The sequence below is a fragment of the Devosia sp. genome (assembly GCF_024707125.1).
Taxonomy (GTDB): Bacteria; Pseudomonadota; Alphaproteobacteria; order Rhizobiales; family Devosiaceae; genus Devosia.
Map to the genome: position 1 here is coordinate 133,717 of NZ_JANQAH010000011.1, position 25,844 is coordinate 159,560.

Annotated in this window: 21 protein-coding genes and 1 pseudogene; 12 read left to right on the top strand and 10 right to left on the bottom strand. The window is 63.4% G+C overall.

Going from position 1 to position 25,844, the window contains the following annotated elements:
* Window positions 1-150 precede the first annotated feature (150 nt).
* Window positions 151-573: a CidA/LrgA family protein gene (locus NVV77_RS15800; protein WP_295414905.1), complete on the top strand. Its 423-nt coding sequence runs from the start codon at window positions 151-153 to the stop codon at window positions 571-573.
* Window positions 570-1,289, top strand: coding sequence for an LrgB family protein (locus NVV77_RS15805; protein WP_295414907.1), 720 nt, complete (start codon window positions 570-572; stop codon window positions 1,287-1,289). Before NVV77_RS15800 ends, NVV77_RS15805 begins: the two co-directional genes overlap by 4 nt.
* Here NVV77_RS15805 and NVV77_RS15810 read toward each other — a convergent pair.
* Together NVV77_RS15810 and NVV77_RS15815 are read right to left on the bottom strand one after the other, a co-directional pair.
* Window positions 1,286-3,559: an NADP-dependent malic enzyme gene (locus tag NVV77_RS15810; RefSeq protein WP_295414909.1), complete on the bottom strand. Its 2,274-nt coding sequence runs from the start codon at window positions 3,557-3,559 to the stop codon at window positions 1,286-1,288. The genes NVV77_RS15805 and NVV77_RS15810 overlap by 4 nt on opposite strands.
* A gap of 88 nt (window positions 3,560-3,647) precedes the next feature.
* Window positions 3,648-5,111 (bottom strand): alpha/beta fold hydrolase, encoded by a 1,464-nt coding sequence (locus NVV77_RS15815; RefSeq protein WP_295414911.1) that lies wholly within the window; start codon window positions 5,109-5,111, stop codon window positions 3,648-3,650.
* Window positions 5,112-5,285: 174 nt separating this feature from the next.
* Here NVV77_RS15815 and NVV77_RS22005 point away from each other — a divergent pair.
* The 5 genes and pseudogenes from NVV77_RS22005 to NVV77_RS15835 all read left to right on the top strand — a co-directional run.
* Window positions 5,286-6,644, top strand: a pseudogene (locus tag NVV77_RS22005) (alpha/beta hydrolase); the annotation flags it as partial.
* A 58-nt stretch (window positions 6,645-6,702) separates the two neighbouring features.
* Window positions 6,703-6,942: an alpha/beta-hydrolase family protein gene (locus tag NVV77_RS22010; protein ID WP_367178661.1), complete on the top strand. Its 240-nt coding sequence runs from the start codon at window positions 6,703-6,705 to the stop codon at window positions 6,940-6,942.
* A 517-nt stretch (window positions 6,943-7,459) separates the two neighbouring features.
* The gene (locus tag NVV77_RS15825) at window positions 7,460-8,419 is read left to right on the top strand and encodes an alpha/beta fold hydrolase (protein WP_295414913.1); all 960 of its coding nucleotides are present in this window, start codon (window positions 7,460-7,462) and stop codon (window positions 8,417-8,419) included.
* A gap of 107 nt (window positions 8,420-8,526) precedes the next feature.
* Window positions 8,527-8,835, top strand: a complete 309-nt coding sequence (locus tag NVV77_RS15830) for a hypothetical protein (protein WP_295414914.1) — start codon at window positions 8,527-8,529, stop codon at window positions 8,833-8,835.
* Entirely contained in the window at window positions 8,832-10,520 is a 1,689-nt protein-coding gene (locus NVV77_RS15835) for a methyl-accepting chemotaxis protein (RefSeq protein ID WP_295414916.1), read from the top strand. Before NVV77_RS15830 ends, NVV77_RS15835 begins: the two co-directional genes overlap by 4 nt.
* 5 nt (window positions 10,521-10,525) lie before the next feature.
* Here NVV77_RS15835 and NVV77_RS15840 read toward each other — a convergent pair whose 3' ends face one another.
* A complete protein-coding gene (locus NVV77_RS15840) occupies window positions 10,526-13,528 on the bottom strand; it encodes a hypothetical protein (protein WP_295414917.1) in 3,003 nt (1,000 codons plus the stop codon).
* A gap of 342 nt (window positions 13,529-13,870) precedes the next feature.
* On the opposite strand from NVV77_RS15840, the gene NVV77_RS15845 reads away from it, so the two are divergent.
* The 4 genes from NVV77_RS15845 (at window position 13,871) to NVV77_RS15860 (ending at window position 17,603) form a co-directional block, all read left to right on the top strand.
* The gene (locus NVV77_RS15845; protein WP_295414918.1) at window positions 13,871-14,578 is read left to right on the top strand and encodes a hypothetical protein; all 708 of its coding nucleotides are present in this window, start codon (window positions 13,871-13,873) and stop codon (window positions 14,576-14,578) included.
* Window positions 14,579-14,685: 107 nt separating this feature from the next.
* Window positions 14,686-15,915 (top strand): polysaccharide biosynthesis/export family protein, encoded by a 1,230-nt coding sequence (locus tag NVV77_RS15850; protein ID WP_295414920.1) that lies wholly within the window; start codon window positions 14,686-14,688, stop codon window positions 15,913-15,915.
* A gap of 10 nt (window positions 15,916-15,925) precedes the next feature.
* Entirely contained in the window at window positions 15,926-16,696 is a 771-nt protein-coding gene (locus tag NVV77_RS15855; protein WP_295414921.1) for a family 16 glycosylhydrolase, read from the top strand.
* Window positions 16,697-16,709: 13 nt separating this feature from the next.
* Window positions 16,710-17,603 carry a polysaccharide pyruvyl transferase family protein gene (locus tag NVV77_RS15860; protein WP_295414922.1) on the top strand — a complete coding sequence of 298 codons (894 nt, stop codon included), beginning with the start codon at window positions 16,710-16,712 and terminating at the stop codon, window positions 17,601-17,603.
* 116 nt (window positions 17,604-17,719) lie between these two features.
* Here NVV77_RS15860 and NVV77_RS15865 read toward each other — a convergent pair whose 3' ends face one another.
* From NVV77_RS15865 to NVV77_RS15895, 7 genes are all read right to left on the bottom strand, one after another.
* On the bottom strand, window positions 17,720-19,198 hold the full coding sequence (locus NVV77_RS15865) for a lipopolysaccharide biosynthesis protein (RefSeq protein ID WP_295414923.1): 1,479 nt from the start codon (window positions 19,196-19,198) through the stop codon (window positions 17,720-17,722).
* Window positions 19,195-20,193, bottom strand: a complete 999-nt coding sequence (locus NVV77_RS15870) for a glycosyltransferase (protein ID WP_295414925.1) — start codon at window positions 20,191-20,193, stop codon at window positions 19,195-19,197. Before NVV77_RS15870 ends, NVV77_RS15865 begins: the two co-directional genes overlap by 4 nt.
* Window positions 20,144-21,430, bottom strand: coding sequence for an O-antigen ligase (locus NVV77_RS15875; RefSeq protein ID WP_295414927.1), 1,287 nt, complete (start codon window positions 21,428-21,430; stop codon window positions 20,144-20,146). Before NVV77_RS15875 ends, NVV77_RS15870 begins: the two co-directional genes overlap by 50 nt.
* Window positions 21,430-22,629 carry a glycosyltransferase gene (locus NVV77_RS15880; RefSeq protein WP_295414928.1) on the bottom strand — a complete coding sequence of 400 codons (1,200 nt, stop codon included), beginning with the start codon at window positions 22,627-22,629 and terminating at the stop codon, window positions 21,430-21,432. Before NVV77_RS15880 ends, NVV77_RS15875 begins: the two co-directional genes overlap by 1 nt.
* Window positions 22,613-22,993: a hypothetical protein gene (locus tag NVV77_RS15885; RefSeq protein ID WP_295414930.1), complete on the bottom strand. Its 381-nt coding sequence runs from the start codon at window positions 22,991-22,993 to the stop codon at window positions 22,613-22,615. Before NVV77_RS15885 ends, NVV77_RS15880 begins: the two co-directional genes overlap by 17 nt.
* Before the next feature lie 9 nt (window positions 22,994-23,002).
* The gene (locus NVV77_RS15890; protein ID WP_295414932.1) at window positions 23,003-23,674 is read right to left on the bottom strand and encodes a sugar transferase; all 672 of its coding nucleotides are present in this window, start codon (window positions 23,672-23,674) and stop codon (window positions 23,003-23,005) included.
* 426 nt (window positions 23,675-24,100) lie between these two features.
* Complete coding sequence (locus NVV77_RS15895; RefSeq protein WP_295414934.1) at window positions 24,101-24,283, bottom strand: hypothetical protein; 183 nt, start codon at window positions 24,281-24,283, stop codon at window positions 24,101-24,103.
* A 424-nt stretch (window positions 24,284-24,707) separates the two neighbouring features.
* On the opposite strand from NVV77_RS15895, the gene galU reads away from it, so the two are divergent.
* Window positions 24,708-25,619, top strand: a complete 912-nt coding sequence (gene galU, locus NVV77_RS15900) for a UTP--glucose-1-phosphate uridylyltransferase GalU (protein WP_295414936.1) — start codon at window positions 24,708-24,710, stop codon at window positions 25,617-25,619.
* Window positions 25,620-25,844: the final 225 nt, after the last annotated feature.

The following is a 25,844-nucleotide window of genomic DNA, read 5'->3' on the forward strand; positions in this document are numbered from 1 at the left end:
CCACACCAAAGGCGAGCGCCCGCCACGCTTTTGTGGATTTTTCCACGCGCATATGTGAGACCCGCCGCGGCGCCAACTGCGCCGATCGATTTGCAGCGCGTTCCACGCCCCAGCCGCTGCCCCGACCACACACGCCAAGGATGAACTCCGATGACCCCGAAATCGGATGAAGGCAAAGCCAAGCCACGCATCACCCCTGCCACCTTGCTCGCCGGCTTTGCGGTGCTGATTTCCTGCCAATTGGCGGGCGAGACCCTGGTCAGCGTCGCGCGCCTCCTCGCGCCGTCCTTCGTTTTCCCCGGCCCCGTTGCCGGCATGCTGCTGCTTCTCGCCTATCTCGGCTGGCGCCGCCGACTGCCCGCCGGGCTAGACGCCATGGCCACCGGCCTCATCGGCATCCTGTCGCTGCTCTTCGTGCCCTCGGCCGTCGGCATCGTCCAATATGGCGGGCTGATCCTCGAATGGGGTCCACCCCTCCTGCTGGCGCTCGTCATCTCGACGCTGCTGACCCTCTTGGTCACCGTCGGCACCTATCTCGCGCTCGCCCGTCTCTCGAATGGGGAAGAGCCATGAGCGGCATCGCAGAAATCTGGGTCTATCTCAGCGCCAGCCCCCTGCTCTGGCTTACGGCGACCATTCTCGCCTATCTACTGGCCCTTGCCATTTCGGCAAAACTCGGCGGCACGCCCATCGCCAATAGCGTGCTCATCGCCGGTCTCCTGATCATCGCCCTGCTGCAGGTGACCCAAACCTCGTATGCCCAGTACTTCGAGGGCGCTCAGTTCGTGCACTTCCTGCTCGGACCGGCCACGGTTGCCCTCGCGATCCCGCTCTACAAGAACCTCGAAAAGGTCCGTCGTTCGCTCTTGCCGATAGGCGGCGCGCTGCTCGCCGGCTCGCTCACGGCCATGGGCAGCGCCGTTGCCATCGCCATGGCCTTCGGCGCCCCCGCCGACGTCGTCGCCTCCATCGCGCCGAAATCCACCAGCGCTCCTATCGCCATGGAACTCGCCCGCAATCTCGGCGGCATTCCCTCCCTCGCCGCCGTGCTGGTGATCCTCACCGGCATCCTCGGCGCCGTCATCGTCACGCCGCTGATGAATGCGCTCAAGATCAAGGACTACGCCGCGCGCGGCTTTGCCGTGGGCGTTGCATCCCACGGCATCGGCACGGCGCGGGCCTTCCAGGTCAGCGAGGTTGCGGGTGCCTTTTCAGGCATAGCCATGGCGCTCAACGGCGCCCTGACCAGCATCCTCGTCCTTGTCTGGGTCCTGCTCTCCCAGGCCTAGGCACCTTTGCCCACCACCTCGGCGGCAGCAATAGCCGCCATATTGACGAGCCCCCGGCTGGTCACGGTCGGCGCCACGATATGCGCCGGCTGCCGAGTTCCCATCAGGATCGGCCCGATATGGAGCCCATTGTTGAGCTCCTTGAGCAGCGTCATCGAAAGGTTGGCCGCCTCAAGGTTGGGGAAGATCAGCAGGTTCGCCTCCCCGTTCAGCACCGAGTCCGGAATATAGCGCTCGCGCAATTCGGCATTGACCGCCAGATCGCCCTGCATTTCCCCCTCGACCACAAGATCGGGCGCCACCGCCTTGAGCCTTTCATAGACGGCCCGCATCTTGCCGGCCGTCTCGCCCTCGCGCGATCCAAAGTTCGAATAGCTCAGCAGCGCCGCCTTGGCCTCGATATTGAAGCGCTTGAGGTGGTCGCGCGCCTGCAAGGTGATCGACACCAGTTCATCAACGCTCGGATCGATGTTCACATAGGTATCGGCCAGGAAGAACACGCCGCGATTGAGCAACAGCATCGATAGCGCCGAAAGCTGGCTGGCATTATCCGCCAGCCCAATAACCGAGTGAATGTCCCGCGCATGCTTGATGTAGCGCCCTTGCAACCCGCAGATCAGCGCATCCGCATCGCCGCGCCGCACGCCCAGCGCACCGATCACCGTACTATTGGTGCGCAGAATCGTCCGCGCCGTATCCGGCGTCACCCCCTTGCGCCCCACCAGCGCGTGAAACTCCGCCACATAGTCGCGATAGCGCGGATCGTCCTCGGGATTGATGACCTCGAAATCCTTGCCCGGCCTGATCGTCAGACCAAACCGCTCAAGCCGCGATTCAATCACCGAAGGCCGCCCGATCAGGATCGGCTTGCCGATACCATCCTCAAGGATCACCTGCGCCGCCCGCAACACGCGCTCATCCTCGCCATCGGCAAAGGCGATGCGCTTGGCCCCGCTCTGCGCCTGCTCGATCATGGGCTTCATCACCATGCCCGAGCGGAAAACGAAGCGCCGCAACTGGTCACGATAGGCATCGAAATCCGCGATCGGTCTTGCCGCGACCCCACTCTCCATCGCCGCCTTGGCCACCGCCGGCGCAATCCGCAGGATAAGCCGCTGGTCGAACGGATTGGGGATCAGATAGTCCGCCCCGAAAATCGCCGGCACACCATGGGCCGTCGCCTCGAGCCCCGGCTCATGCGCCAGTTGCGCAATGGCATGCGCCGCGGCGGCCTTCATCTCCTCGTTGATAACGGTCGCCCCGCAATCGAGCGCACCGCGGAAGAGGAACGGGAAACAAAGGACATTGTTGACCTGGTTGGGATAGTCCGACCGGCCGGTACAGACCAGCGCATCGGGCCGCGTTTCCTTGGCGAGTTCGGGCATGATTTCCGGGATTGGATTGCTCAGCGCAAGGATCAGCGGATTTTCCGCCATGTCCTTCATCATTTCCGGCTTCAGCGCCCCGGCCTTGGACAACCCGACATAAATATCGGCACCGGCCATCACCTCGCTCAGTTCCGTCGCCTCGCTGTCCTGCGCAAAGGCACCGCGCCAGCGATCAACGGAGTTGTCGCGCTTCTTGGTCACCAGCCCCTTGGAGTCAGCAATCCAGATATTCTCGCGCTTTGCACCCACCGCAATCAGCATATTCATGCAGGCAATGGCCGCCGCCCCTGCCCCCGAGGTGACGATCTTGACCTTGCCAATATCCTTGCGCACGAGCCGCATGGCATTGATCACTGCCGCCGCGACGATAATCGCCGTGCCATGCTGGTCATCATGAAAGACCGGGATATTCATCCGCTCGCGCAGCGCTTCCTCGATCTCAAAACATTCCGGCGCCTTGATATCTTCGAGGTTGATACCGCCAAAACTCGGCTCCAGCGGCGCCACGATCTCGATGAAGCGCTTGGGGTCCTGCTCGTTCACCTCAAGATCGATGGAATCGATCCCTGCGAACTTCTTGAACAGCACCGCCTTGCCTTCCATCACCGGCTTGGACGCCAGCGCCCCGATATTGCCCAGGCCCAGCACGGCTGTGCCATTGGATATGACGGCGACCAGATTGCCCTTGGATGTATACTTGTAGGCCGCCTGCGGATCGGCCGCGATTTCCTCGCAGGGAACAGCCACGCCCGGCGAATAGGCCAGTGACAGATCGCGTGTATTGGCCAGCGGCTTGGTCGCCACGATTTCCAGTTTGCCGGGCTTGGGAAACTCATGAAAATGCAGCGCCGCATCGCGAAGGCTGGAAGTGGTATCGGCCATGTTGTCTCCCCGGTATTTTCTGTGGGCTATTCAGCGCCTCGTCCCACAATCAGGACGGCGCCACCCGTGACCAGATAGACTTTGGTCGCTAGGGCGCGGCCTCGCCGAGCATCTCCACGAACAGCCCATAGGCCACTTCCGTATTGGCAAGGTCCTGACGCGGATCGATGAGGTCATGCGGCAGGCCAAGGGAGAGCGGCACCAGCTTCACCTCAACCTGCGCGCCATGCCCCTGCCACGCCGCAACAAGGCGCTCGATGAGGCGGTCATTCACTTCGGTGTCGGCCTCGTTGACCATCACCGAGAGCTTCTGAGCCAACGGGGCCTCCTTGTCCGCCAGTCCGGAAGTTACTTCGCCAATGAACATGAACTGAGCGAACGCCCTGGTGGCCACTCGCGGATAGGCATAGTCCATCTCGGGCGACCCTTCCGGGTTTCGCGGGTCCCAGCTGATCATCATATTGGGCAGCAGCAGCAGGAGATTGGTGGCCGCCCGATTGGCCCAGGTCGGGACCTGCCGCGGCCCGAAAAACGGAGCCATGGCCAAGGACTGGTCGACATCGGCGCGCTGCTGGCCGCTCCAGGCCGAGAGCACGCCGCCCGCCGAAAGACCACTGACGACAACCTCTCCGCCAACCCCACGCGCGATCGCGATGGCCTCCTCGGTCGCCGCCACATAGTCCTCTGCGCCCACATCAGCCAATGCCGAGGTCATGCGATCAAGTTCGCCGTGACCCGGCAAGCGCGGCACATAGACATTGTATCCCAGCTCGAAAAGCTTGGGCGCCAACTCATCCGCCTGCGCGGGACAATTGGTAAGTCCGTGGAGAAAAATGACGGTCGGCGCCTCTCGGCTCTCCTGCAAAAGCAGTTTTGACGCGCATCTGGGATTGATCGGTATCTGGTCTTCGCTTTGGCGCGCCGCGTCGTAAAGGGCAATCGCCTGCTCGTAGCTTGGCTCCACCGCGAGGGCCCCCGCCCCCAAAACGCGCCCTCGATCAAGCGGCAGCACAGTGAGCCAGACGAACAGGGCAACCAAGGCGCCCGCCAATGCCAGCAATGCCAACCCCGCTCCACGCAGCACTTTCAGGGCCGGATCGCTCCCCTTCGCCGCGGGATAGAGCGGTCGCAACACCAGCGCGGCGACCACGCCGGCAACGGCCATGGTCGGAACCGCGGCAAATCCTGTCGTCAGGAAGCCCAGGCCGCTGAGCCGGCTCACTGCGGCTGCCTGCTCCATCGCTCCATCGATTTCAGGCGAAATCCTGAACAGTTCAGCGATCCCGAGCACGACGGGGTAAGACAACATCCCCGTCAACGCCCCAGCGATTGCGCCCCGCAGCAGCGAGGGCCGCCCGCTGCGCCCCACCAGGACCCACCAGCCCAGGGCGCCGACCACGAAAATGCCGATGGCAATATCGGCCCAGTCCAGCCCTCCCTCGCTCCCGAAGAACTCGGCGACCGGCAAGCCGCCGACGAACGTCGCGAGGAGGCCGCCGAGGGAGAAAATGATCCCCGCCAGAATATTTGCCAGAACAGGTCGAAACATCATGCCGCCACCACTCCAAGGCCCCGAGCTTACTGAAAGCATGGGGCATTCTCGATGTGCGCAAAATCCCGCGCCTTTGCTGCCCGTCCCTATTTGAGCACAAACGGCCGGCGCGCCTTTTCCCGTCACCCATTCTGGGATTAGCTAATTGGCAACAGTAGTTTGGTGAGCGTGGCCATGCGCCTGAGCGAACGAATAGGGTCCTACATATCCACGGCGGGCCTGATTGTCGGGATCCTGTTTTTCGCGCTGTCGCTCACGCCCTCGCTGATCCCGCGCCCCGCCGTTGTCCAGGGCCTATTGTCGGGTTGTGTCTTCGCCGTCGGCTACGCGGTGGGCGCAGTCCTCTTCTGGTTCTGGACCTATCTGCAGCTTCATCCCGCCAATCTCACGGTCCGGCGCTGGTTGCGCTGGGGGCTGCTCACCGCTTCAGGCGTGATCGCGCTGATCTGCCTTTATCGCTACACGGGCTGGCAAAACACCGTCCGCGCCGAAATGCAGCTCGAGCCGATGGACGATAGCCACGTCCTCGTCGTTATCGTCCTGGCCCTCATTCCGGCGCTGCTCCTCGTCACCATTGGCACCCTGATTACGCGCGGAACCCAGCGCGTTGCCGCCCTCCTGCGCACCCGCCTGCCGCCGCGCGCCGCCACCCTCGCGGGCATCATCATCGTCGGCATCGTGACGGGGCTGCTGGTCAACGGCGTGCTGTTGCGTAGCCTGATCAACTTTGCCGACGAAACCTTCCTGCGCATCGACGCCGTCGTCGCCCTGACCGGCAATCCGGCGCCAATCGACCCACTGCGCTCCGGCAGCGAGGCCTCGCTGGTGCCCTGGACCTCCATCGGCCGCGATGGCCGCGTCTATATCGAAACCCAACCGACCGAAGCTGATATCGAGGCCGTTACCGGGCGGCCCGCCCTCACGCCGCTGCGCACCTATGTCGGTCTGCGCTCAGCCGAAACCCTCGCCCAACGCGCTGACCTGGCCTTGGCCGAAATGCTGCGTGTCGGCTCCTTCGATAGGTCCACGCTCGTCATCATCATGCCGGTCGGCACCGGCTGGATCGACCCGCCCAGCATCGATTCTCTGGAATACCTTCTCGATGGCGATGTCGCGAGCGTCGCGATCCAATATTCATATCTCACGAGCCCCCTCTCGCTTCTCGTCGAGCCCGACGAGGGCGTATCGACCGCGCAGGCCCTCTTCGACATCGTCTATAATTATTGGCGTGCTCTCCCCGCCGACCAGCGCCCGCGCCTCTTCCTCAACGGCCTCAGCCTCGGGGCCAACAGCTCCCAGGCATCGACCATGTTCCTCGATGTCCTGGCCGCCCCCTTCGATGGCGCCCTTTGGGTAGGCCCGCCCTTCACCAGCACGGTCTGGCATTGGGCGACGGCAAACCGTGCCGACCAATCCCCGGAATGGCGGCCCGCCTTCGGCGACAGTTCCAGCGTTCGCTTCGCCAATCGCGGCACCGAATTTGCCGAACCCGGCGAGAACTGGGGGCCGATGCGGATCGCCTTCCTGCAATATCCCAGCGATCCCATCGTCTTTTTTCGACTACGACACCATCTTCCGTGCGCCGGACTGGATGGAGGGCGAACGGGGCGAAGGCGTATCACCCGAATTCCACTGGTACCCGATCATCACCTTCCTGCAGCTGGCGATGGACATGGCGCTCTCCAACACCTCGCCCATCGGCTACGGCCACGTCTATTCCCCCGCCGACTACGCCGAAAGCTGGTACGCGCTGGTCGAGCCGGAAGGCTGGGACGCCCAGAAGATGACCGAGCTCAAGGCCGCATTGCTCAACAATACCGGGCGTTCCTGATGGCAGGCATTGGCTCCCGATCGCTCATGGCGGGCCTGCTGTTCGGCCTCGCCGCACTGGCAATCGCGCCAGCCATCGGCCTCACCATCAGCGGCGACCTGCTCAACGATGATGGACAGGTCACCTGGTTCAACCTGTTCGTCGGTGCCGGCGCCTGCGGCGCGCTCATGTGGCTTCTGCTCTGCGGGCTCCCCCGCGCCGTCACCCTGCTGCGCGGCGGCATCGCCGGCATCCTGGCGGGCCTCCTGTCCTACCCCGTCGTCATCACCTTCGCCGAACTCCTGCAGCGGCAATGGGGCCTACTGCCACCCCTGTCGGAGCGCCTGGAGCAGGTCCAGCTCATCACCACGCTGACCCTGATCACCACCGGCTTTCCGGGCGTGCTGCTCATGTCCCTTGCGGGCATGCTCATCGCGCTCCTCTTCAAGCGGCTGCATCCGAACCTCGCAGAACGCCCGGGCAAAACCTCGCCCCTCCTCAAGCACCCCGCGGTCCCGCGGTGGCTCTGGGTCTGGCCATGCTCGCCGTTGCCGGTCTGGGCGTAGCCTTCTTCTGGTTCGGAAACACCGAAATCGACGCCCCGCCTATTTCCACGCCCGTTGACGAGACCACGATGAATTATGAGCAAGCGACGGCCGCCTTTGCCGCCGTCCAAGAACAGGAAGCAAGCCTCGACCTCGATCCGCTCTGCCGGTCCCGCCTCTTGACCCATGGCCAGAAGGTCGCCCGCTCGATCGTCTATTTTCACGGCTTCACCAGTTGCCCCGCCCAGGCCGATGCCCTCGCCGAGCAATTGTTCACCATGGGCTACAACGTCTACCTGCCCCGCATGCACGGCCACGGCTTTGTCAGCCCCACCCCGAGCGATCTCGACGATTTCACTGCCGAAGGGCTCATCGATCACACCAATGCAGCGCTCGATCTGGCCCAGGGTCTTGGCGACGACGTTACCGTGATGGGCCTCTCAGCTGGCGGCACATTGTCCGCCTTTGCCGCCCAGTTTCGGGCTGACGTGGATAAGGTTGTGTTGATCTCGCCCTTCTTCGGGCCCTATGTGGTTCCGACCTGGGCCATGCAGGCGGGCACAAACGTCACCCGCGCCCTCCCCAACATCATCTTCTCGTGGAATCCCCTCGAAAACGCGACACCGGAGAAGGCCGCCATCGCCCACGCCATGCCGACCACCCACGCTTTGACCGAGATCATGCTCGTCGGCTGGCAGGTCCACGCAGCTGCCCAGAACACTCCGCCTGCCGTGTCCAACATCTCGATCCTGCTCAACGACGCAGACGTCGCCGTCAACAACCGCCAGACCCTGGAGATCGCCGCCTATTGGAAAGAGCATGGCGTCGAACCGACCATCACCACGCTGCCCTTCGGCGCCCGCCTCCCCCACGATATGATCAACACGCGGGAACGGGGCGCGAATGTAGAGCTGGTCTACCCCGCCTTGCTGGAATTGCTTGCCCAACCCTAGACGGAGTTGAACCCGGCAATACCGGCCAATTAACGCGTTTCTAACCATGATCCCCTAAGGTGAATCGCTGATGGGCTACACGCAATGGCGCGTGTGCTGAGGCGTCTATGCGTGACTTTCTACCGGCAATTGCCTTTTCCATTCTCGCCTCCCTAGCCGCATTCTCCACGACGATGGCCGCGCCTGAGACCGGCGAAATGGCGGTTGTTTTCCCCCCATTCACTGAGGAAACGCACGCCTGGGCCATCATTCGTGCGGCTGGCGCGCAAGTCGTCGCCCCCACGCGGATCGGCAATGTCGTGGTCGTCTATGCTGACCAGACCGACTTCCAGACACGCGCCCGGGTTTTGGGCGCCCTCTTCTTCGTCAAGGCAGAGGGCCTTTGTGCCCCCCAAAGGCCGGAGGCCTCTCTATGACACTCGACACCATTCGCCAGCGCGCCACCATTGCGGTCGCGGCCCTCGCCCTCGCGCTGACCATCGCCACGATGGTCACCGAATGGCTGGTTCAGGGTAGCGATGGCCCGGCGACCCTCCTGGCGGGCTTCGGCATTGTCGCTCTCGCCGCGACCTATTTCATCAGCCGTCAGTCTGCCGCATTCCGGTATATGGCGGTGGCGGTGATGATGGGCGAAGTCATGGCCCTGCTGATCGCCGCGCGCGGCACGACCTACCAGGTCGATCTTCACATGGTGTTCTTCGCCGCGCTGGCGGTTTGCGCCCTGCTGCACGATGCACGCGCCATTCTCCTCGGCGCCGCGGTCGTCGCCGTTCATCATCTGGGCCTGGGCATGACGCTCGATACGCTCGTCTTCTATGGCGGCGCCGGCATCGGGCGCATTCTGCTCCACGCCGTCGTCCTCATCGTCGAAGCGGCGGGCCTGATCTGGATGACGCTCAACACCCACAAGCTGCTGCATCTCTCCGAAGAGCGCTCCGAGCAGGCCCAGACCAGTGCCCGCGAAGCCGAACTCCTCGCCCAGGAGGTCGAAGACACCACCGCCGCGCATCGCTTCGAACGCGCACAGACGATGGAGCAGCTCTCCAAGGACTTCAACCGCGTGGTCAATGCCGCCATCGATGGCAATTTCTCGGATCGCATTTCGACGCGCTATGACGATCCGGCCCTCGCCAATCTCGCCGCCTCAATCAATCGCCTCGTCGATACGGTTGGTCACAGCATCGGGGAAACCGGCCGCGTCCTCTCCGGCCTCGCCCACTCGGATCTGACCATCCGCCTGTCCGGCACCTATCGCGGCGCCTTCGCCCAATTGCAGGGCGACACCAACGCCCTGGCCGAAAAGCTCGAAACGGTAATGAGCGCCCTGCGCCACGCCCTGATGGCCCTGCGCGGCGCCACGGGCGAAATTCTGTCGGGCGCACAGGACCTCTCCGAACGCACGACCCGCCAGGCCGCAACCCTTGAAGAAACCTCCGCCGCCATGGAGCAATTCTCCGGCACGCTTGCAGAAAACGCCGAACGCTCGCGCAACGCCGACAGCAATGCCCGCAGCGTTAGCCGCACCGCCCGCGATGGCGGCATGGTCATGGCCGATGCGACCGCCGCCATGACGCGGATCACCCAGTCCTCCGCCAAGATTTCCAACATCATCGGCCTCATCGACGACATCGCCTTCCAGACCAATCTGCTCGCCCTGAACGCTTCGGTGGAAGCGGCGCGCGCCGGCGAAGCGGGCAAGGGTTTTGCCGTCGTTGCCGTGGAAGTGCGGCGCCTCGCCCAGTCGGCCGCAGAAGCCTCGGCCGACGTGAAGACCCTGATCGAACAGTCATCCAGCGAAATCGGCGTCGGTGCCAAGCTCGTCAACGAAGCTGCAGGCAAGCTCGGCGCCATCGTCCAGGCCGTCGATGCCAATACCGCCCTGATGGAGGAAATTGCCCGCGACAGCGATAGCCAGGCCTCGGCGATTGAGGCCGTCGCCAGCGCCGTGCGCCAGCTCGACGAAATGACCCAGCGCAACGCGACCCTGGTGGAAGAAACCAACCGCGCCATCGAGCAGACTGAAGCGCAGGCTAGCGACATCGAAAAAGCCGTGTCCGGCTTCAGGATCACGGGCGACATCCGTCGCGCCCGCGCCGCCTAGCGAGGTCACGGAGACATCGGCCCCACCTCGAAACTCGATATCTGCTTGGACATCAACACGGCATAGTCCGGGGTCAGCGGCCCGGCCGAACAAACCTGCGTTTCGGTGCCGCTCTCCCGGCACGCCGCGTTGAACGCAGCAATGGTGCTGCGCGTCAGGCGCCCATCGAGCGCTCCCCCATAGCGATCGACCTTTTTCAATTGCTGTTGCAGCACATAGACATAGGCATTCTTGTTGCTCCAGAAGAGCATCTGCACCGCCTGCGAAACATCGCCCGCGCCGAGCTTGCCAAAGCTCTCTCCCACCCGCTGCATCGCATCCGGCGTCGGCGGCCCAGCGGCATAAAGAGCCATGCTTTCAAAGGTCGCCGCCTCGGGCGGTAGCAGATCGCCATATTGGTCAAGCGACGCCCTGGCCTTGGCAATGGACGGAGATAGCCCCCCTCCGCCCGACCGATAGAGTTGCAGCAAAAGCCGCAAGGCCGCAGGATTTTCGCTCCGAACCTCTGCCAGAAGCCGCTCTTCCGCCGCCTCGCCGCCCTCGGCCCCGGCCAATCCCATCATTTCCAAACGCGCCATTTCAACCGCCGCGCCAGGCACACCCTCCGCCACCGCCCCGCGAACCAGCGCCAGCCCTTCGTCCTGATACTTGGCGGCTAGCGGCCCCGAAGCGAGCAGCCCTCCAAACCGGAAGCTGGCGCTGGCATCACCAAGTTGAACAGCCCGCTCAAAGTAATCCCGCGCCTTCTGATAGTCCGGTTGGCCATAGCGACCATCGGCATAGTACCCGCCAAGGATGCCGTTGGCCCAGGCACTGTCTTGCGCGGCATCACCCAGCAGCGCCAATGAGCGCACCAAATCCTTGGCAACACCCCGCCCCTCGAAATGCATCAGCGCCAGCTGAATTCTGGCAAGGTCGTCGCCGTCGCCAACCGCCTTTTCGAAGAACGCCGCGGCCTTGGCCGGGTCCGGCCGCAGCGCCCCCGCACCATTGAGATAGAGCAGCCCCAGTTTCACCGCACCTGCGCCAATGCCCTGGTCGAGCGCGCTCTTATAGTAGTCCCTCGCCGCCATGGCATCGACGTCAACAGCACCGCCCTGCGTCAGCGCATCCCCAAGCTGGATTTTCGCCCAGCCATCCCCCGCCTCGGCAACTTCGCGCAGCAATTTGAGCCCGCGCTGAGGGTCTGCCGGTCCCACCTCGCCGGCCAGCAACATCAATCCCAGCTTGTTCTTGGCCCCCAATTCCCCCAGCGCCGCGGCCCGCTCATAGTAGTCCCGCCCCAGCGCCGAATCTGGCTCAACCGGCTCCGCCCCCTTCACATAGAGATCGCCCAGCATCGCCAGCGCAGCCGGATTCTCCTCTTCCGCCAGCGGTTCGAGCAGCGTCCGAACCCTCGCGCCATCCTTCGGCAGCACCCGCCCTTCGAGCAGCAGCGCGGCAAGGCTGGTCGTGCCCCAGACATCGTGTTCCCCGGCCGCCGCCCCAAGCAGCAGAACACCCTCATCAATCTCCGCCCTGACCTCGGATTTGAGCAGCATCTGCGCCAGGGTCACGCGCGAAGCATTGTCCCCCATTTCGGCCGCCTGCTCGAGATAGGTCCGCGCCATAACCGGGTCCGGCTCAACCGCGCCCACCCCGTCCCTGTAGCTGATCCCCAGTCGAAAGAGACCCGCCGCACTACCGAGATCGGCCGCCTTCTTGAACATGGCAATCGCCTTGTCCCCATCCACCAGAACGACATCGCCATTGGCCAACATCGCACCCACATCGATCGCAAGCCACGGATCAGTCGACGCCGACACCGCCTTGTCCAGCAGCCCCAACCCCTTCGAAACATCCTGTTTCGCGCCCTGCCCGCGCACCAGCATGAAGCCGAGACGGCTCACCGCCTGCGCCTCGCCCTGTTCAAAAGCCGCTTCAACCAACGCAAAAGCGCGGCCCGGGTCCGCCGCGACACTCCCCGCCCCCTTGAGATAGATGTCGCTCAACGCAACCCGCGCCGCCGGATTGCCCTCTTCAGCCAGCGGCGTCAGCAAATCCACCGCGCGTCGAGCGTCCTGAGGGACCTTGTCCCCGCGAACCAGCAAGTCCGCCAGGATCGTCGCCGGCCACGCCTCCCCCCGCGCCGCGCCAGCATCGAGCAGCCCCACCGCCCGATCGACCGAAGCCTCGTTACCGTCCTCCAACAGCAGCAGTGCAAGATTGATGTTGGCAAAGCTGTCACCCTTTGCCACCGCTGCCTCCCAGAATCCCCGCGATTTCGCCCGATCCGCCGCCGCGGCTCCCAGCCCGCTCTCATACGCCTGCGCCAGCCGGGTCATCGCCGCCGCATTGCCACTCGCCGCCGCTTCCTCAAAATAGGCTATGGCCTTTTCCGCCGGCTCGGCCAGGCCCTTGGCATAGAGATCGCCCAGCGTGATGAGCACCCAGGGATCGCCACCCTTGCTAACCTCCTCCAGAAGGCCAACCGCCCGGCCGATATCGCGTGCAACACCCTCTCCGTCGATCAACAGCGAGGCCAACTGGAACTTGCCCCAAGAATCGCCGGTAGCCGCCGCCCGTTCAAAATACTCTGCCGCCAGTGGCACATCCCTCGGCGCCTTGTTCGCACCGGCGAGGTACAGCTCCCCCAGCCCCGTCAGCGCGCCCGCATTGCCCGCCTCGGCCAGCGGCTCGAGCAACGCCACCACCTTGGTACCATCCTGCTCCACCACCTCTCCCTGCCGATAGAGATTGGCGAGCAGGATAGCGGCCCAGGCATCCCCCCGCTCCGCCACTCCAGAAAGCAACCGCACCGCCCGCTCCGCGCTGCCCGGCGTTCCTGCCTTGAGCAGCGCCTGGGCCAGTTCCACCTTGGCCGTCGGGTCACCCTGCGCCGATGCAGTTTCGAGCGCAGCAAGAACACAACTGGGCGCAGAAAGAGTCACCTCGCAGACCTCCTCTCCCGCAACCGCCACGACCGGGTTGATCACGCACAAGGCGAACAGAATGGGCAGGTGGCGCATGGCGGTCTCCGAGCAGAGTAAACCAGCAGGATCGCCGCCTCGGTGCCTTTGGCATTGATGAGCGTCAAAATCCGCTCATCACAAATTAAACGCTGCCACTATGCGCATGCCCCTCTTGCTGCGCCGGCATGGAACGAGAAACGCCGCATGCTATTGTCACGTCAGGCATTCTTGCGGCCGCGGCGGGGCATGGCGCATAGGGGAAGGCCATTCGGCCACCAAATCTCCCAGCTTTTGACATATCTCGTTGCCCAGTGGCCCAGAGGTTGCCGTGGTTTTCGTGTCTTGGTAACGCGCCCGTGATTGGGCTCGCGCAATGAACTAAGAGGCTGAAGCATGCCGATGTCCCGATTTCGCTACACGCTGAACGAGGCCGTGGGCGATCCCAAGGCCTGGTCCTTCACCTGGGCGATAACGGATGACGTAACCCTCAGCAGCATCTGCGGCTTTTGTGGTCAGACGCACCAGCGCCTCACCTACGAAGTCGCCCGCGGCGACGACATACTCTGGATCTGTCAGCGCTGCGTCGGCCGCTATCCGGTGGGCGGCGTCATCGACGGAGATCGTTTCGATATCCCCTCGGTTCGGGCCTATATCCATGGCCTCACCGCCCGCCAAAAACAGCGCACCTGCCAGGAAGCCATCCGCAAGGTGCAAGCAGCCCTGCCCGAACTGCAACTGGGCGAAATCATCGTCTACTTCGAACGCAACCTGCAATTGTCCCCACAACCGGCGGCCGTTCTCTTCGCCGGCATGGCCCAGCTGGACGAGCCCATCGACCCGCGCATTTTCGAAGTTCAGACCCGCAGTATCGCCCATCAGGACGAGTTCGGCAGCCTCGATGAAAGTCAGCGCGCCGTGATCTGGCCCGCCCTCACGCCCCAGCAAAGGCGCAGGCTCGCCTCGCTCGGCTACGCCCCCGGCGGTATCAAAACCCGTCGCGCCCGCGCCACCGATCGCCGCGAGTTGCCCGCCCCCCGCATGCCTGCCTTGAGCGAGCCGGCAATACTCGATCTCCGCCCGGAACGATCAGAAAAATCAACGGCTTGACCCTCTCGTCAGCCGCATGAGCCCCGATTGTCCCGAAGTCCTGCCCCATTGCGGGCATGATCAATCGCGACGATCCTCATCCCACGAATAGAAGCAAGGATGGGGACATGATCTTCGCCCCCGACTGGACTTACTCTGCCGCGCGCCGCGTCTCCGTATGCCTTCTGGCGCTCGCAGCGTCAGGCGCGGCGCAGGCCGCCGAACCCTACATCCTGGGCATTTCGGACAAGCTGGCCATCAAGGTAGTCCAATGGAAAGCCGCCGATTCCACCTTCGAGGAATGGACCGCGCTTGGCGGCGATTACATCGTCGGCGCCGACGGCAATGTGAATTTCCCCATGGTCGGCCCAACTGAGAGCCTCGGCAAGACCAGCACCGAGCTGGCCGCCAATCTCGGCACCGCCCTGCAACAGTCCCTTGGCCTGCCAACCGCACCTTCAGTCACCGTAGAGGTCTCCACTTACGGCCCCATCTACGTCTCGGGCGACGTCGGCTCACCCGGCGAATACCCGTTCGCCCCCAACCTGACTGTAGTGAAGGCCTTGGCCCTCGCCGGCGGCGAACGCCGCAGCGCTGAAGCCGTGGCCCGCCCCGAAAAGGAAATGCTCAGCACATCCGGCGCGCTCGACGTTCTCGAAGACGAATATGCCCGCCTCCTCATCCGCCGCGCCCGGCTAGACGCGGAACTGGCCAATCAGGAACAGATCCCCGTCCCTCCAGAGCTCGAAGGCCATCCCGATCTCCAATCGCTCCTTGCCGCCGAGACCGCGATCCTTGAGGCCCAGAAGCGGCAGGCCGAAGCTCAGTCGACCTCCCTCACCGACGAAGTCGGCCTCCTCACGACCCAGATCACCGCCTTCAACCAGAAGCAGACCAGCGCCGAGAGCCAGCTCGAAACCGCCCGCGACCAGCTCGAAAAGATCACCGCCCTTTCCGACGATGGCCTCGCTCTCTCCTCGCGTGTGACCTCGCTCCAGACCAATGTGGCCGATCTTGAATCCCGCTTGCTCGATACCGAAACCGCGACCCTCCAGGCCCAGCAGGCCATCGCCACGGCCAATCGCGAACAGGCCCGCCTGACCGATCAGCGCATTTCCGATCTCACACTCGAGCGCCAAACCGTCGACGGTCAGATCAGCGCTCTTGCCCTGAAAATCTCGACGCAAAAGGGCCTCGTCCAGGAGGCTGTGCTCTACACCGGCGTCTCCGCATCAAGCGAAACCGCCCCCTCCTATAGCTACGCCATCATCCGCGACGGCGCCGAAATCCCCGCCGAGATCGGCACCCCGCTCATCTCCGGCGACGTCGTCATCGCCCGCCTGGCCTTCGCACAGTGAGGATTTTGAGATGAAGCAAACGCTTGGACTTCTCGCCCTTCTGGCAGCCGGCCTCGCCACTCCGGCCCTTGCCCAGGAAGCCTTCTTCGATGGCTTCGACACGCTCGACCAGTCTCGCTGGTACGTCGCCGATGGCTGGGCCAATGGCGCTCACCAGAACTGCACCTGGTCCACCGATCAGGTCACCGCTTCAGGCGGCATGCTCCGCGTCGGCTTCTCGCCCCAGCCCAAAGGCGACCGCCAATATCGCTGCGGCGAACTTCAAACCCGCAAAGCATACGGCTTCGGCACCTACGAAACCCGCCTGAAAACCCCGTCCGGCTCAGGCCTCAACGCCGCCTTCTTCACCTATATCGGCCCGCAACAGGGCAAGCCGCACGACGAGATCGACTTCGAAATCCTCACCCGCGACACCGGCCACGTCGACACGACCACTTTCGTCAACGGCAAGAGCGGCGATGGCGAAATCGGCAGCGGCCAGTCCCACGCCCTCCCGTATCCCTCCGACAGCGACTTCGTCACCTTCGCCTTCACCTGGGAGCCGGACCAGTTGCGCTACTACATCAATGGCCAGCTCGTCCGCACCATGGACGACCCCAAGACCATCCCGAGCAATCCCCAGCGTGTCTTCTTCAGCCTCTGGGGCACGGACACCCTGACCGACTGGATGGGCCAGTTCACCCCGGTGACCGCCCCCATCGCCATGGAGGTCGACTGGGTCGCCTTCACGCCGCTCGACCAAGAGTGCGCATTCGAACAATCCATCCTCTGCCAGGACTGAAAAGGACTTCTCGATGAAGCTGGTATTCTTCCGCGGCCACGTGCCCAATTTCGGCGATGAGTTGAACCTCCACGTCTGGCCCGCGCTCCTGCCCAAGGGCTTTCTCGACGAAGACGAAAGCGAGCTTTTTGTCGGCATCGGCTCCATCATCGGCGATCACCTCCCCGAAAAGTCGCGTAAGTTCGTCATGGGCTCCGGCTATGCCGGCTATATGGGGCTGCCCGATGTCAACGATGGCACCTGGGACATCCGCTTCGTCCGCGGCCCCAACACCGCAAAAACCCTCGGCATCGACCCCAAACTCTCGATCTGCGACAGCGCCATCCTCCTCCGCGCCATGGACCTGCCGCCCCCCGACGACAGCGTCAACATCGCCTTCATGCCCCATTATGAAAGCCTCGAACGCGGCGACTGGGCCGAAGCCTGCCGCATGGCCGGGATGACGCTGATCGACGCGACCGCGCCAGTAGACACCGTCCTCAGCCAGATCCGCGGCGCCCGCCTCCTCATCACCGAAGCCATGCACGGCGCCATCGTCGCCGATGCCCTGCGCACCCCCTGGATCGGCGCCCGCCCCATCTATGGCGGCCACCACAAGAAATGGCTCGACTGGGCCGGCGCCCTCAACCTTGACGTCCGCCTCAACGAACTCAAACCCACCAGCGTCCTTGAATACTACATCGGCCGTACCGGCCGCGGCGGTCGCCTCGGCAAGGTCGGCCAATTCAACGCCTCCCCCCTCGCCGCCATCCCCAACCGCATCTTCACCAGCATCGCCGCCAAGCACCTGCAGCAAATGGCCCGCCTCGAGCCCCAGCTCAGCAGCGACGCAAAGATCGTCGAAGTCACCGAAAAGGCCCAGGCTGCCGTCGACAACTTCGTCCGCAGCCGCGTAGCGGTGAGCTAACGCTCCAACCAACCACGATTGTCACCCCGGCGAAGGCCGGGGCCCATCTTGAGATCTCAGGATAGGCCCCGGCCTTCGCCGGGGTGACATTCTGTTATGTCGAGAAGCGTCAGGGCTCAGCGCTTCTTTCGCACGAACCCCACCATCCGCTGCACCCGCTCGCGGCCCAGCACCACGATGACGGCTCCATAGCTCGCCGCCGCAACACCAACGGTCGCAGCGAGCCGCAACACCGGCTCAGCCTCCCCCATCTCCCGCTGCACGAGCCACCCCGCACCCCACATCACCGCAGTGGCCAACACCGGCAGTGCAAACGACCCCAGATAAGACAGCAGCGAAATGCCCAGCAGCCGCACCACCATGTGCAGCGTGGGCATCCACATCAGCGCATTGAGCACCACCAGCGACACCGTCAGCGGCAACAGGCCCCAGCCTGCAAACAGGAAGACGTATAGCACCGTAACCACCTGCTTGCTGAGCACATAGTAGAACCACAGATCCGCCTGCCCCTGGCTGCGGATCAGCGACGCCTGCAAAATCCCCACCGCGGTCAGAACGCCAAGCGCACAGAACGCCTGTACCACCGGCACCGCCTCGATCCAGTGCTCGCCAAAGGCGAGCGGGATGAGATCGCCCGCCACCAGCGCCAGCCCGGCAAAAACCGGAAATGCCACCACCGACGACGCAAAGGTCCCGAGCAGATAAGCCTCACGCAGCTTCGCCTTCTCCCCCTGCATCGAAGACAGCAGCGAATAGGAAACTAGGTTCAGCGCCCCCGACAGGAGGTCGGTGAGAATCTGAAAGATCCGCCGCGCAAATCCATAGATACCCAGCCCAGCCGGCCCGAGCAGGGCCCCAATAAGAAGCTGGTCGAGACTGATCGTCGTAATGAAGTGGTTGCCCGTCGAAAACAGCCCGAACGCCTTGAGATCGCCCAGCGCCTTGAGGTCGAACCGAAACCCCGGCCGCCACCGCGCGGCAATCAGCGCCCCGATACAGGTCGTCACCGACCCCGCCAATTGCGAAGCCGCCAACGCCCAAAGCCCAAACCCGGCCCACAGCAATCCGAGGCAAACAACCGCCGCAACGAGCGACGCCGCCGTCGTCCGCAGCGCCAGCATCCGGAACGACATGGTCCGCACCAAGAGCGCATTGGGCACCGCCGCCGCCATATCGAAAATCACCCGCGCCGAAATGAATGGCACGAGCGCCGTGAGCAGCGGATCCCCCGAAGACGAAGCCACAAACGGCGCCGCCACGCAGAGCGCACCAAAAATCAGAACCGCCGCCCCGACACAAAGCCAGAACACGGTATCGAGATGTTTCGGCTCAATGTCCGTCCGCTGGATCAGCGCCTCGCGAAACCCCGCCGGCGCTACCGCCAGCCCGACCGTCGCAATACTCGCGGCAAAGGCGACAATCCCGAACTCGGCCGGGGTAAGCACCCGCGAGGTCGCCAAAAACACCAAAAATCCGAGGAGGGCCGGAGCAAGGCTACTGACCAGCGACCACATCGTGCCCTTGATCGCAGCCGAAGCCCGGCCCGATTTCAGATGATCGAGCCGCTTGCCTCCCACTTCTGTAGTGACCGTCATGCGCTGTGCCGCATCCCATTGCGCGAAGCGACAAACCGTTCAAACTCCGGCGTCACCCGCCCCAGCAACCGGATCATCATCCCACGCGAACGGAGCTTTGCCGCCTCCACCGGGGACACATGCGGCGACAAGCCCAGCCCCAACAGCGCCTTGCCCACATTCATCGCGCGCACGCCGATCGGCGTCGCAAACCGTGGATCGGTCAGAAACCGCTGACGCTGCTCCGCACTCGCCTCGGTCCAGACCCGCTGCCGCAAGGCCTGCACCGACCGCTTCAGATCCAGCTCGCGCCTGAGATAACCGGCATTCAACTCCGCATTCCGCGTCGTCTGCTCGGCATTTTCGGCCCACACGGCCAGCGGCTCCATCGCCACATAGACCGGCTCCACCACCGAGTAAGTCCGCAGATATTCCTGCAACGTCGCCGTGCATCCATACTGAATTTCAAGCGGCGATTTCGCCCTCAGCGACCAGAAGAGCCCACCATTGGAAACCCCAATCCCGGCGAGCAGCGCCATGCGAAAATCCGCCGCCTCATACAGCCCCTCGGTAAAGAGCTCGTCGAGCACACCCACATCGCCGACATAAGCCCGCTCCGTGCCACTGGCATATTCAAAATACTGATTGCGCAGCACGATCTCGACACCCTGGCTCCGCACCAGCGCGATATTCGCCGCGCAGAAGTCGGGCAGGATAAAATTGTCGTCTTCCACCACGCAGAAGAACTCCGCCCCATGCGGATTGTCCGCCGAAAAGCAGTGGTCGATATTCTTCGAAGCAAAGAGCTGCGGCGTGTTCGCGGTATAGCGAATGCGCTTGTCTCCAATCGCCGCAACGACGGACCGCGCCGCCTGGTCCGGGTCGTCGTCATAGACGTCGCAGACCCAGTGCTCCCAGGATTGGTCGATCATCGAATAGAGCGCGCGGCGCAGCGCCTCGGGGCGCTTATAGGTCGGCGTGCGGAAGTGGACGAGGCCGGGCTGGTACTCGGACATGGCTGAAAAGACCTCCAGGACGGCGCCTCGCGGGCGCAGCGGATTGGGCGCGCAGGGCAATCAGCCCCTGCGCGGCATAGATGAGAGTGGCAATGCCCATGATCGAGCGGATGGAGAATTCGAAGAACACCTCCACCTCGATGAAGCTTCGAAGGATCATCAGCGCCTGCAGCGCCAGGAGCAGCGCATTGGGCGCATTGGGCCGGGCAAAGGTATAGGCGGCCATGGCAATGGCCCCGCCATAGATGATGATGATCTGCAGCGTCAGCCCGATCAGCCCGATCTCGACGGCATTGGAAATATAGGTGTTGTGGAAATTGAACCCCGCGCCCGAAGGCACGTCGAACATCGACCAAAGCTCTTCGGCCGGCGCAAAGCCGATCACCCAGAACGAGCGATAGCCCAGCCCCTGCAAAGGCCGCTCGGCAATAAAGCTAAGCCCCGTCGCCCAGAGATCCGTGCGCCCCGTCAGGGTCGCATCCTTGCCCGAGCCTTCGAGTATTTCCGCCAGCAGCGTATCGCCCGCCACCATGATCAGCAGTGCCAGCGCCGCCCCCACGATGACAAGCATCACGACCACAAAGACCTTCTGCATGCCCGTCAGCCGCGCGATCAGCAGCGTCAGCAAAATGATGGCCATACAGGGCGCCAGCATGAGGATAGCACCCGCCGACTGGGCCAGCGCCAGCAGCGGCCCCGAGAGGATCGCACCGCCCACGCCCAAGAGCCGCAGGACGGGATGCGAATTCCGATCCACCGCAACGGCCACCGATATCAGCGCAAAAACCGCGATATGCGCCGCCACAGCATTCTTGCTGCCAAACGCACCGACCCAAACGCCGCCCAGCCCAGTTTTGCCAAAGGCGAGACTGGCCACCACGCCGATGCCGTAAACAATGAACATCAGCCGCATAAGCGTCGACGTGGACACCCGCCCGGTGATCACGATGGCCACCGCCAGCGTAAACGCCAGTTGCAGCCCATAGCGCAGCGAATTGGAAGGATAGAGCGACCACAGCGAGGTCAGCATGCAATAGGCCGGCAACAGCAACACCGGCCACCACCGCCTCAGGCTATCGATCGTCTGGTGCGGATTGCTGACCATCAGCAGCGCCCCACACCCCATGAAGGTCAGAGCCGCCAGCGACCCGAGCATGGCATTGAGCACCAGCGCCGCGAAAGCGCCGAATGTCAGTAGAGTAGCCATGTTGATGGTCAGGCGCGCCGGCATCTGCATCAAGACGCCTCCGCCATTTCCGGCGCCGCCACCACCACCTCGGGAATGAACCCGGCGGCATAGCGCCCGGCAGCATCAAGCGGAATGCAGCGCACCGCCCCCGTTCCACGCCGAGCCGCCAGCCCGCGCCAGATTTCACGCTTGGCAGGCGCCGACCAATCCGTCAGCGACACCGGCACATAGGCCGGCACCATCTCACCGGCTCCCGCGCCAAGCACGAGCACTGGCGAAGGCAACGCGGCCTGTACCGGCGCCGCACGCCGCTGCCGGCCTTCCGCAAACGAAGACCAGAGCCGCGCCACATGTCCGGGATTTCTCGCAACCAGCCCCAGCACCGAAGCCAGCCGGCGAGCCTTCACGCTCGCCACCAGCCGCTCATAGGCGAGCCCCTGCTCCAATCCCGATAGCCGCTGCCGGAAGGCGGCTTCGATCCGCCCATCGAGCGGCCCAAAAGCACCAACCAGTGCCTTCTGCCGCCCAACCATGGCTTCCATGTCCGCAACCGAAAGCCGATGCGAAATCGACCCCGAATGGCGGCGATAAAGATAAAACGGCTCCGGCACGATCAGCATGCTAGCGCCGTCGAGCAGCAGCCGCAGGATCAGGTCGAAATCCTCCCCGATCCGCAGCCCCTCGTCATAGCGAACCGCCTTCAGCCGCTCTGCCGAGACTAGCGGCTTCAAATAGCCCAGCGCTGGCGAACCATCGGTCCCCGCCAGCACCCAGTGTTCCGTTGAAACCAGAAAACTCCGCTCTACCCCCTCGCCCAGCATCAGGCGGGGCGCAGAGCCATCTTCGAAAAACAGCAGGAGGTCATCGGCCACGATATCGGCGTCATGCGCCGCCGCAGCCGCCAGCAGCCGCTCGAAGCGCTCCGGATGAATGATGTCATCGGAATCGACCACCGCGATCCAGCGTCCACGCGCCACATCAAGCGCCCTGTTGCGGCAGCGCGCCGGTCCGCCGTTCTGATCGGTGGTGATGAGCCTGATCCGCCCATCGACCTCCATCAGCCGCCGCACATGGGCAAGGCTGTCATCCCCCGAGCCATCGTCGCTGACGATGACTTCGAGGTCAGACACACTCTGCCGCAGCACCGAATGGAGGGCGTGAACAATCTTCTCGCCCGCCTCGAAATTGGCCATCACCACCGAGATCAGCGGCGCGGCCCCGGCTGGGGCTTCAGGCAATATCGACATCGGCCGCAGCCGTTTCAGCGGGCGCCCCATCGAGCTGCCCGATCAGTGCGGAAAACTTCTCCATCTGCAGCTCGAGCTGCGACACGCGCTTGCGCGCATTGGAGGCGCTCTGCTCGGCCGAGCGGATCACCGCCTCGTCGGCCGCAGCGCGCATTCCGTACTCTTCGGACGTATCGAGCATGGTCGCGGCCTGGGCATAATACATGCTCATGCGCTGCTTCAGCCCGTCGCGTTCGCGGCGGGCATCGGCGAGAGCCATGAGAATGGCATTGCGCACGGTTTCCATTCGGGCCTGGTCGGTCTCGGCGTCCCGGCCTGGATTGCGGGTGCGAAACGCACCCGGTCGAAGCGAAAGAATAGCCATATGGTTCTCCTACCGGCTGCCGGTTCGAAGGGCGACAACCCTTACGGTCTTGAGAAGAATGACCATGTCGCCAGTAAAGCTCCATTCGCGCACATAGATGCTGTCGAGCTGCACGCGCTGGTCATAGCCGACATCGCTGCGACCGCTGACCTGCCAGAGCCCGGTAATACCCGGCCGCACGGCCGAATAATCCTCGATGCGCTCGGCATAGCGGACGACCTCGTCCTGCACGATCGGACGCGGCCCCACGAGGCTCATATCCCCGCGAATGACGTTGATCAGCTGCGGCAGCTCATCAAGGCTGGTCACACGCAGGAACCGGCCAAGCCTGGTGATCCGCGGATCATTGCGCAGCTTCTGCGTTTCCTCCCATTCGGCCCGCGCCGCCGGGAAAAGCTCAAGATGACGCTGCAGCGCCTCCTGGGAATTGACCACCATGGAGCGGAATTTGAGGCACCGGAACCGGCGCCCGTTGAGCCCGAGCCGCTCATGGCCGAAAAAGATCGGCCCGCGGTCGGTAGAAAACATGATGACGGCGATGAAGAACATCGCCGGCAGCGCAAAGATCAGCATCGTGGATGCCGCGACCACATCGAAGGCACGTTTAGCGACGCCCCCTCGGGGCATGCCGGCTTTGCTCGGATAGGTAGATTCGCCGACTTCGGCATTGATGATCGACATGATGTTCTCTCTCGCAGAATGGACTTGCGAAGAAAGGCAGCAGAGCCCGCCTTTTCCTATCGTGCGGAAGTGGTCGCTGAAGCGCCGTGCGCTCCGTCGAAACCGGATTTCTCACTCATCTCTGATAGACCCCGAACATCAGTCCGGAGACGCCGCATTTGGTGTCGACGGCATGTGGCTTGCCGCGACGTATGGTGAACCAAACATGATGGGAAAAGGGTATCAACGCCTCTCATGCATAGCTGTCATGCAGGGGCGCGGTCACAAAATTGCCCCAAGAAACGACGGGCAAAGCGAGGCAAATCAAGCTCTTAAGAAGAGCGGATCATCGGTGAACGGGATATACTGTACTAAGGTGCAGTGCTGCGCTTTTTAGCGCAGCAAGGAAGTAACCATGCGTAGAATTGGCCGTATTACCGCTCTGCCTTAAAGGCTGAACAGGAACATCACCCCGTTCCAGACAAGGTAGATACCGACCCAGGCCAGAGCCATCACGCCGATGGCAACCAGCCCCCAGGGCCAGGGAAAAGGCGCACGCTGGCCGGTGTCGGAGGGGGCTGCCAGGGGCACCTTGCGGGCCGCGCCATCCTCGGGCCTGTCACCGTCCACGTTCATCCTCCATCTGGCGGGCGTTCTTGTCAGGCGGCGCCATTTGGGGCCGCAGCCATTTTCCTACCAGTGCCCGGTAAATACACCCCTCGCGGACAGATTAAAATACGTCCGGCCTTCACGACTGCGTAGCGCGGCGCTTTTGGCAGCGATTTTCCAGCTCGCCGCGCTCATTCGCCTTTACTTGCAACCCCACCTCGCGACCGAGAAAAGACTTGCAACTATATCAAAATACTTATCACCAGCACCTGACATCAAATCGATAAAATGGCGCCTATGTGACCAATTGCCTTGAAACTAGGCAAAATGAATCGAGAGCAAAACTGCAATCGAGCCATGCGGTTCTGGAACCCAATTTGGCTGGATCGACTTTGGTCTACATGCTCCAATTCAACCTGTTGTTACCCTCAATCAGGAGAAAGCCATGGTAAAACGCGTCAAAACTGCCGTTTTCCCGGTCGCAGGCCTCGGAACGCGCTTCCTGCCGGCCACCAAGGCCATGCCGAAAGAGATGCTGACGGTCGTCGATCGTCCCCTCATTCAATATGCAGTGGATGAGGCACGCGAGGCGGGAATCACCCACTTCGTTTTCGTCACCGGCCGCAACAAGGGCGTCATCGAAGATCATTTCGATCGCCAGTTCGAGCTTGAGACCACGCTCGAAACCCGCGGCAAGACCGCCGCCCTCAAAGCCCTGCAAAGGGATCTGCCCTCAGCCGGCCGCACCAGCTTCACCCGCCAGCAGGAGCCGCTCGGTCTCGGCCACGCTGTCTGGTGCGCTAGGGATATCGTCGGCGACGAGCCCTTCGCCCTTCTCCTTCCCGACATGCTGTTCAAGAGCCGCCGCGGCGTTCTCAAGCAGATGGTCGAAGCCTATGAGGAAATCGGCGGCAACATCATCGCCGTCGAGGAAGTGCCGCATCAGGAAGTGTCGTCCTACGGCGTCGTCGGCCGTGGCGAAGGCACCGATGCCGGCTTCCGCATCACCGACATGGTCGAAAAGCCCAAACCCCAGGATGCCCCCTCCAACCTGATCATTTCCGGCCGCTACATCCTGCAGCCCGAAATCTTCAACCTCCTCGCCGACCAGCCGCGCGGCGCGGGCGGAGAAATCCAGCTCACCGACGCCATGCAGACCCTGATGCACTCCCAGCCCTTCGCCGGCGTCAAATATGAAGGCCAGTCCTTCGATTGCGGCTCCAAGGTGGGCTTCCTCACCGCCAACGTCGCCTATGCCCTCGACCGCGACGACATCGCCGACGACTTCCTCGCCTCCCTCGGCAAACTCGGCCTCCACACCGCCCTCATCGACGGCATGAAAATCGCTGCCGAATAAAGCTCCCACGCCCTCCCAAACGAATGGGCCGCCCGGATCATCCGGGCGGCCCATTCGTTTGAAGCGCTAAAAGCCAGCTCAACCTCAGTATGTCGCCCGACGACGAAACCTCTCACTTGAGACGCGCGCTGTCTTTGTTGTTCTCTCGGTGTCATCCCGCGAAAGCGGGGATCTCCGTTTCCAAACAGCGGTTCCCGCTTTCGCGGGAATGACATCGTGGGCGGA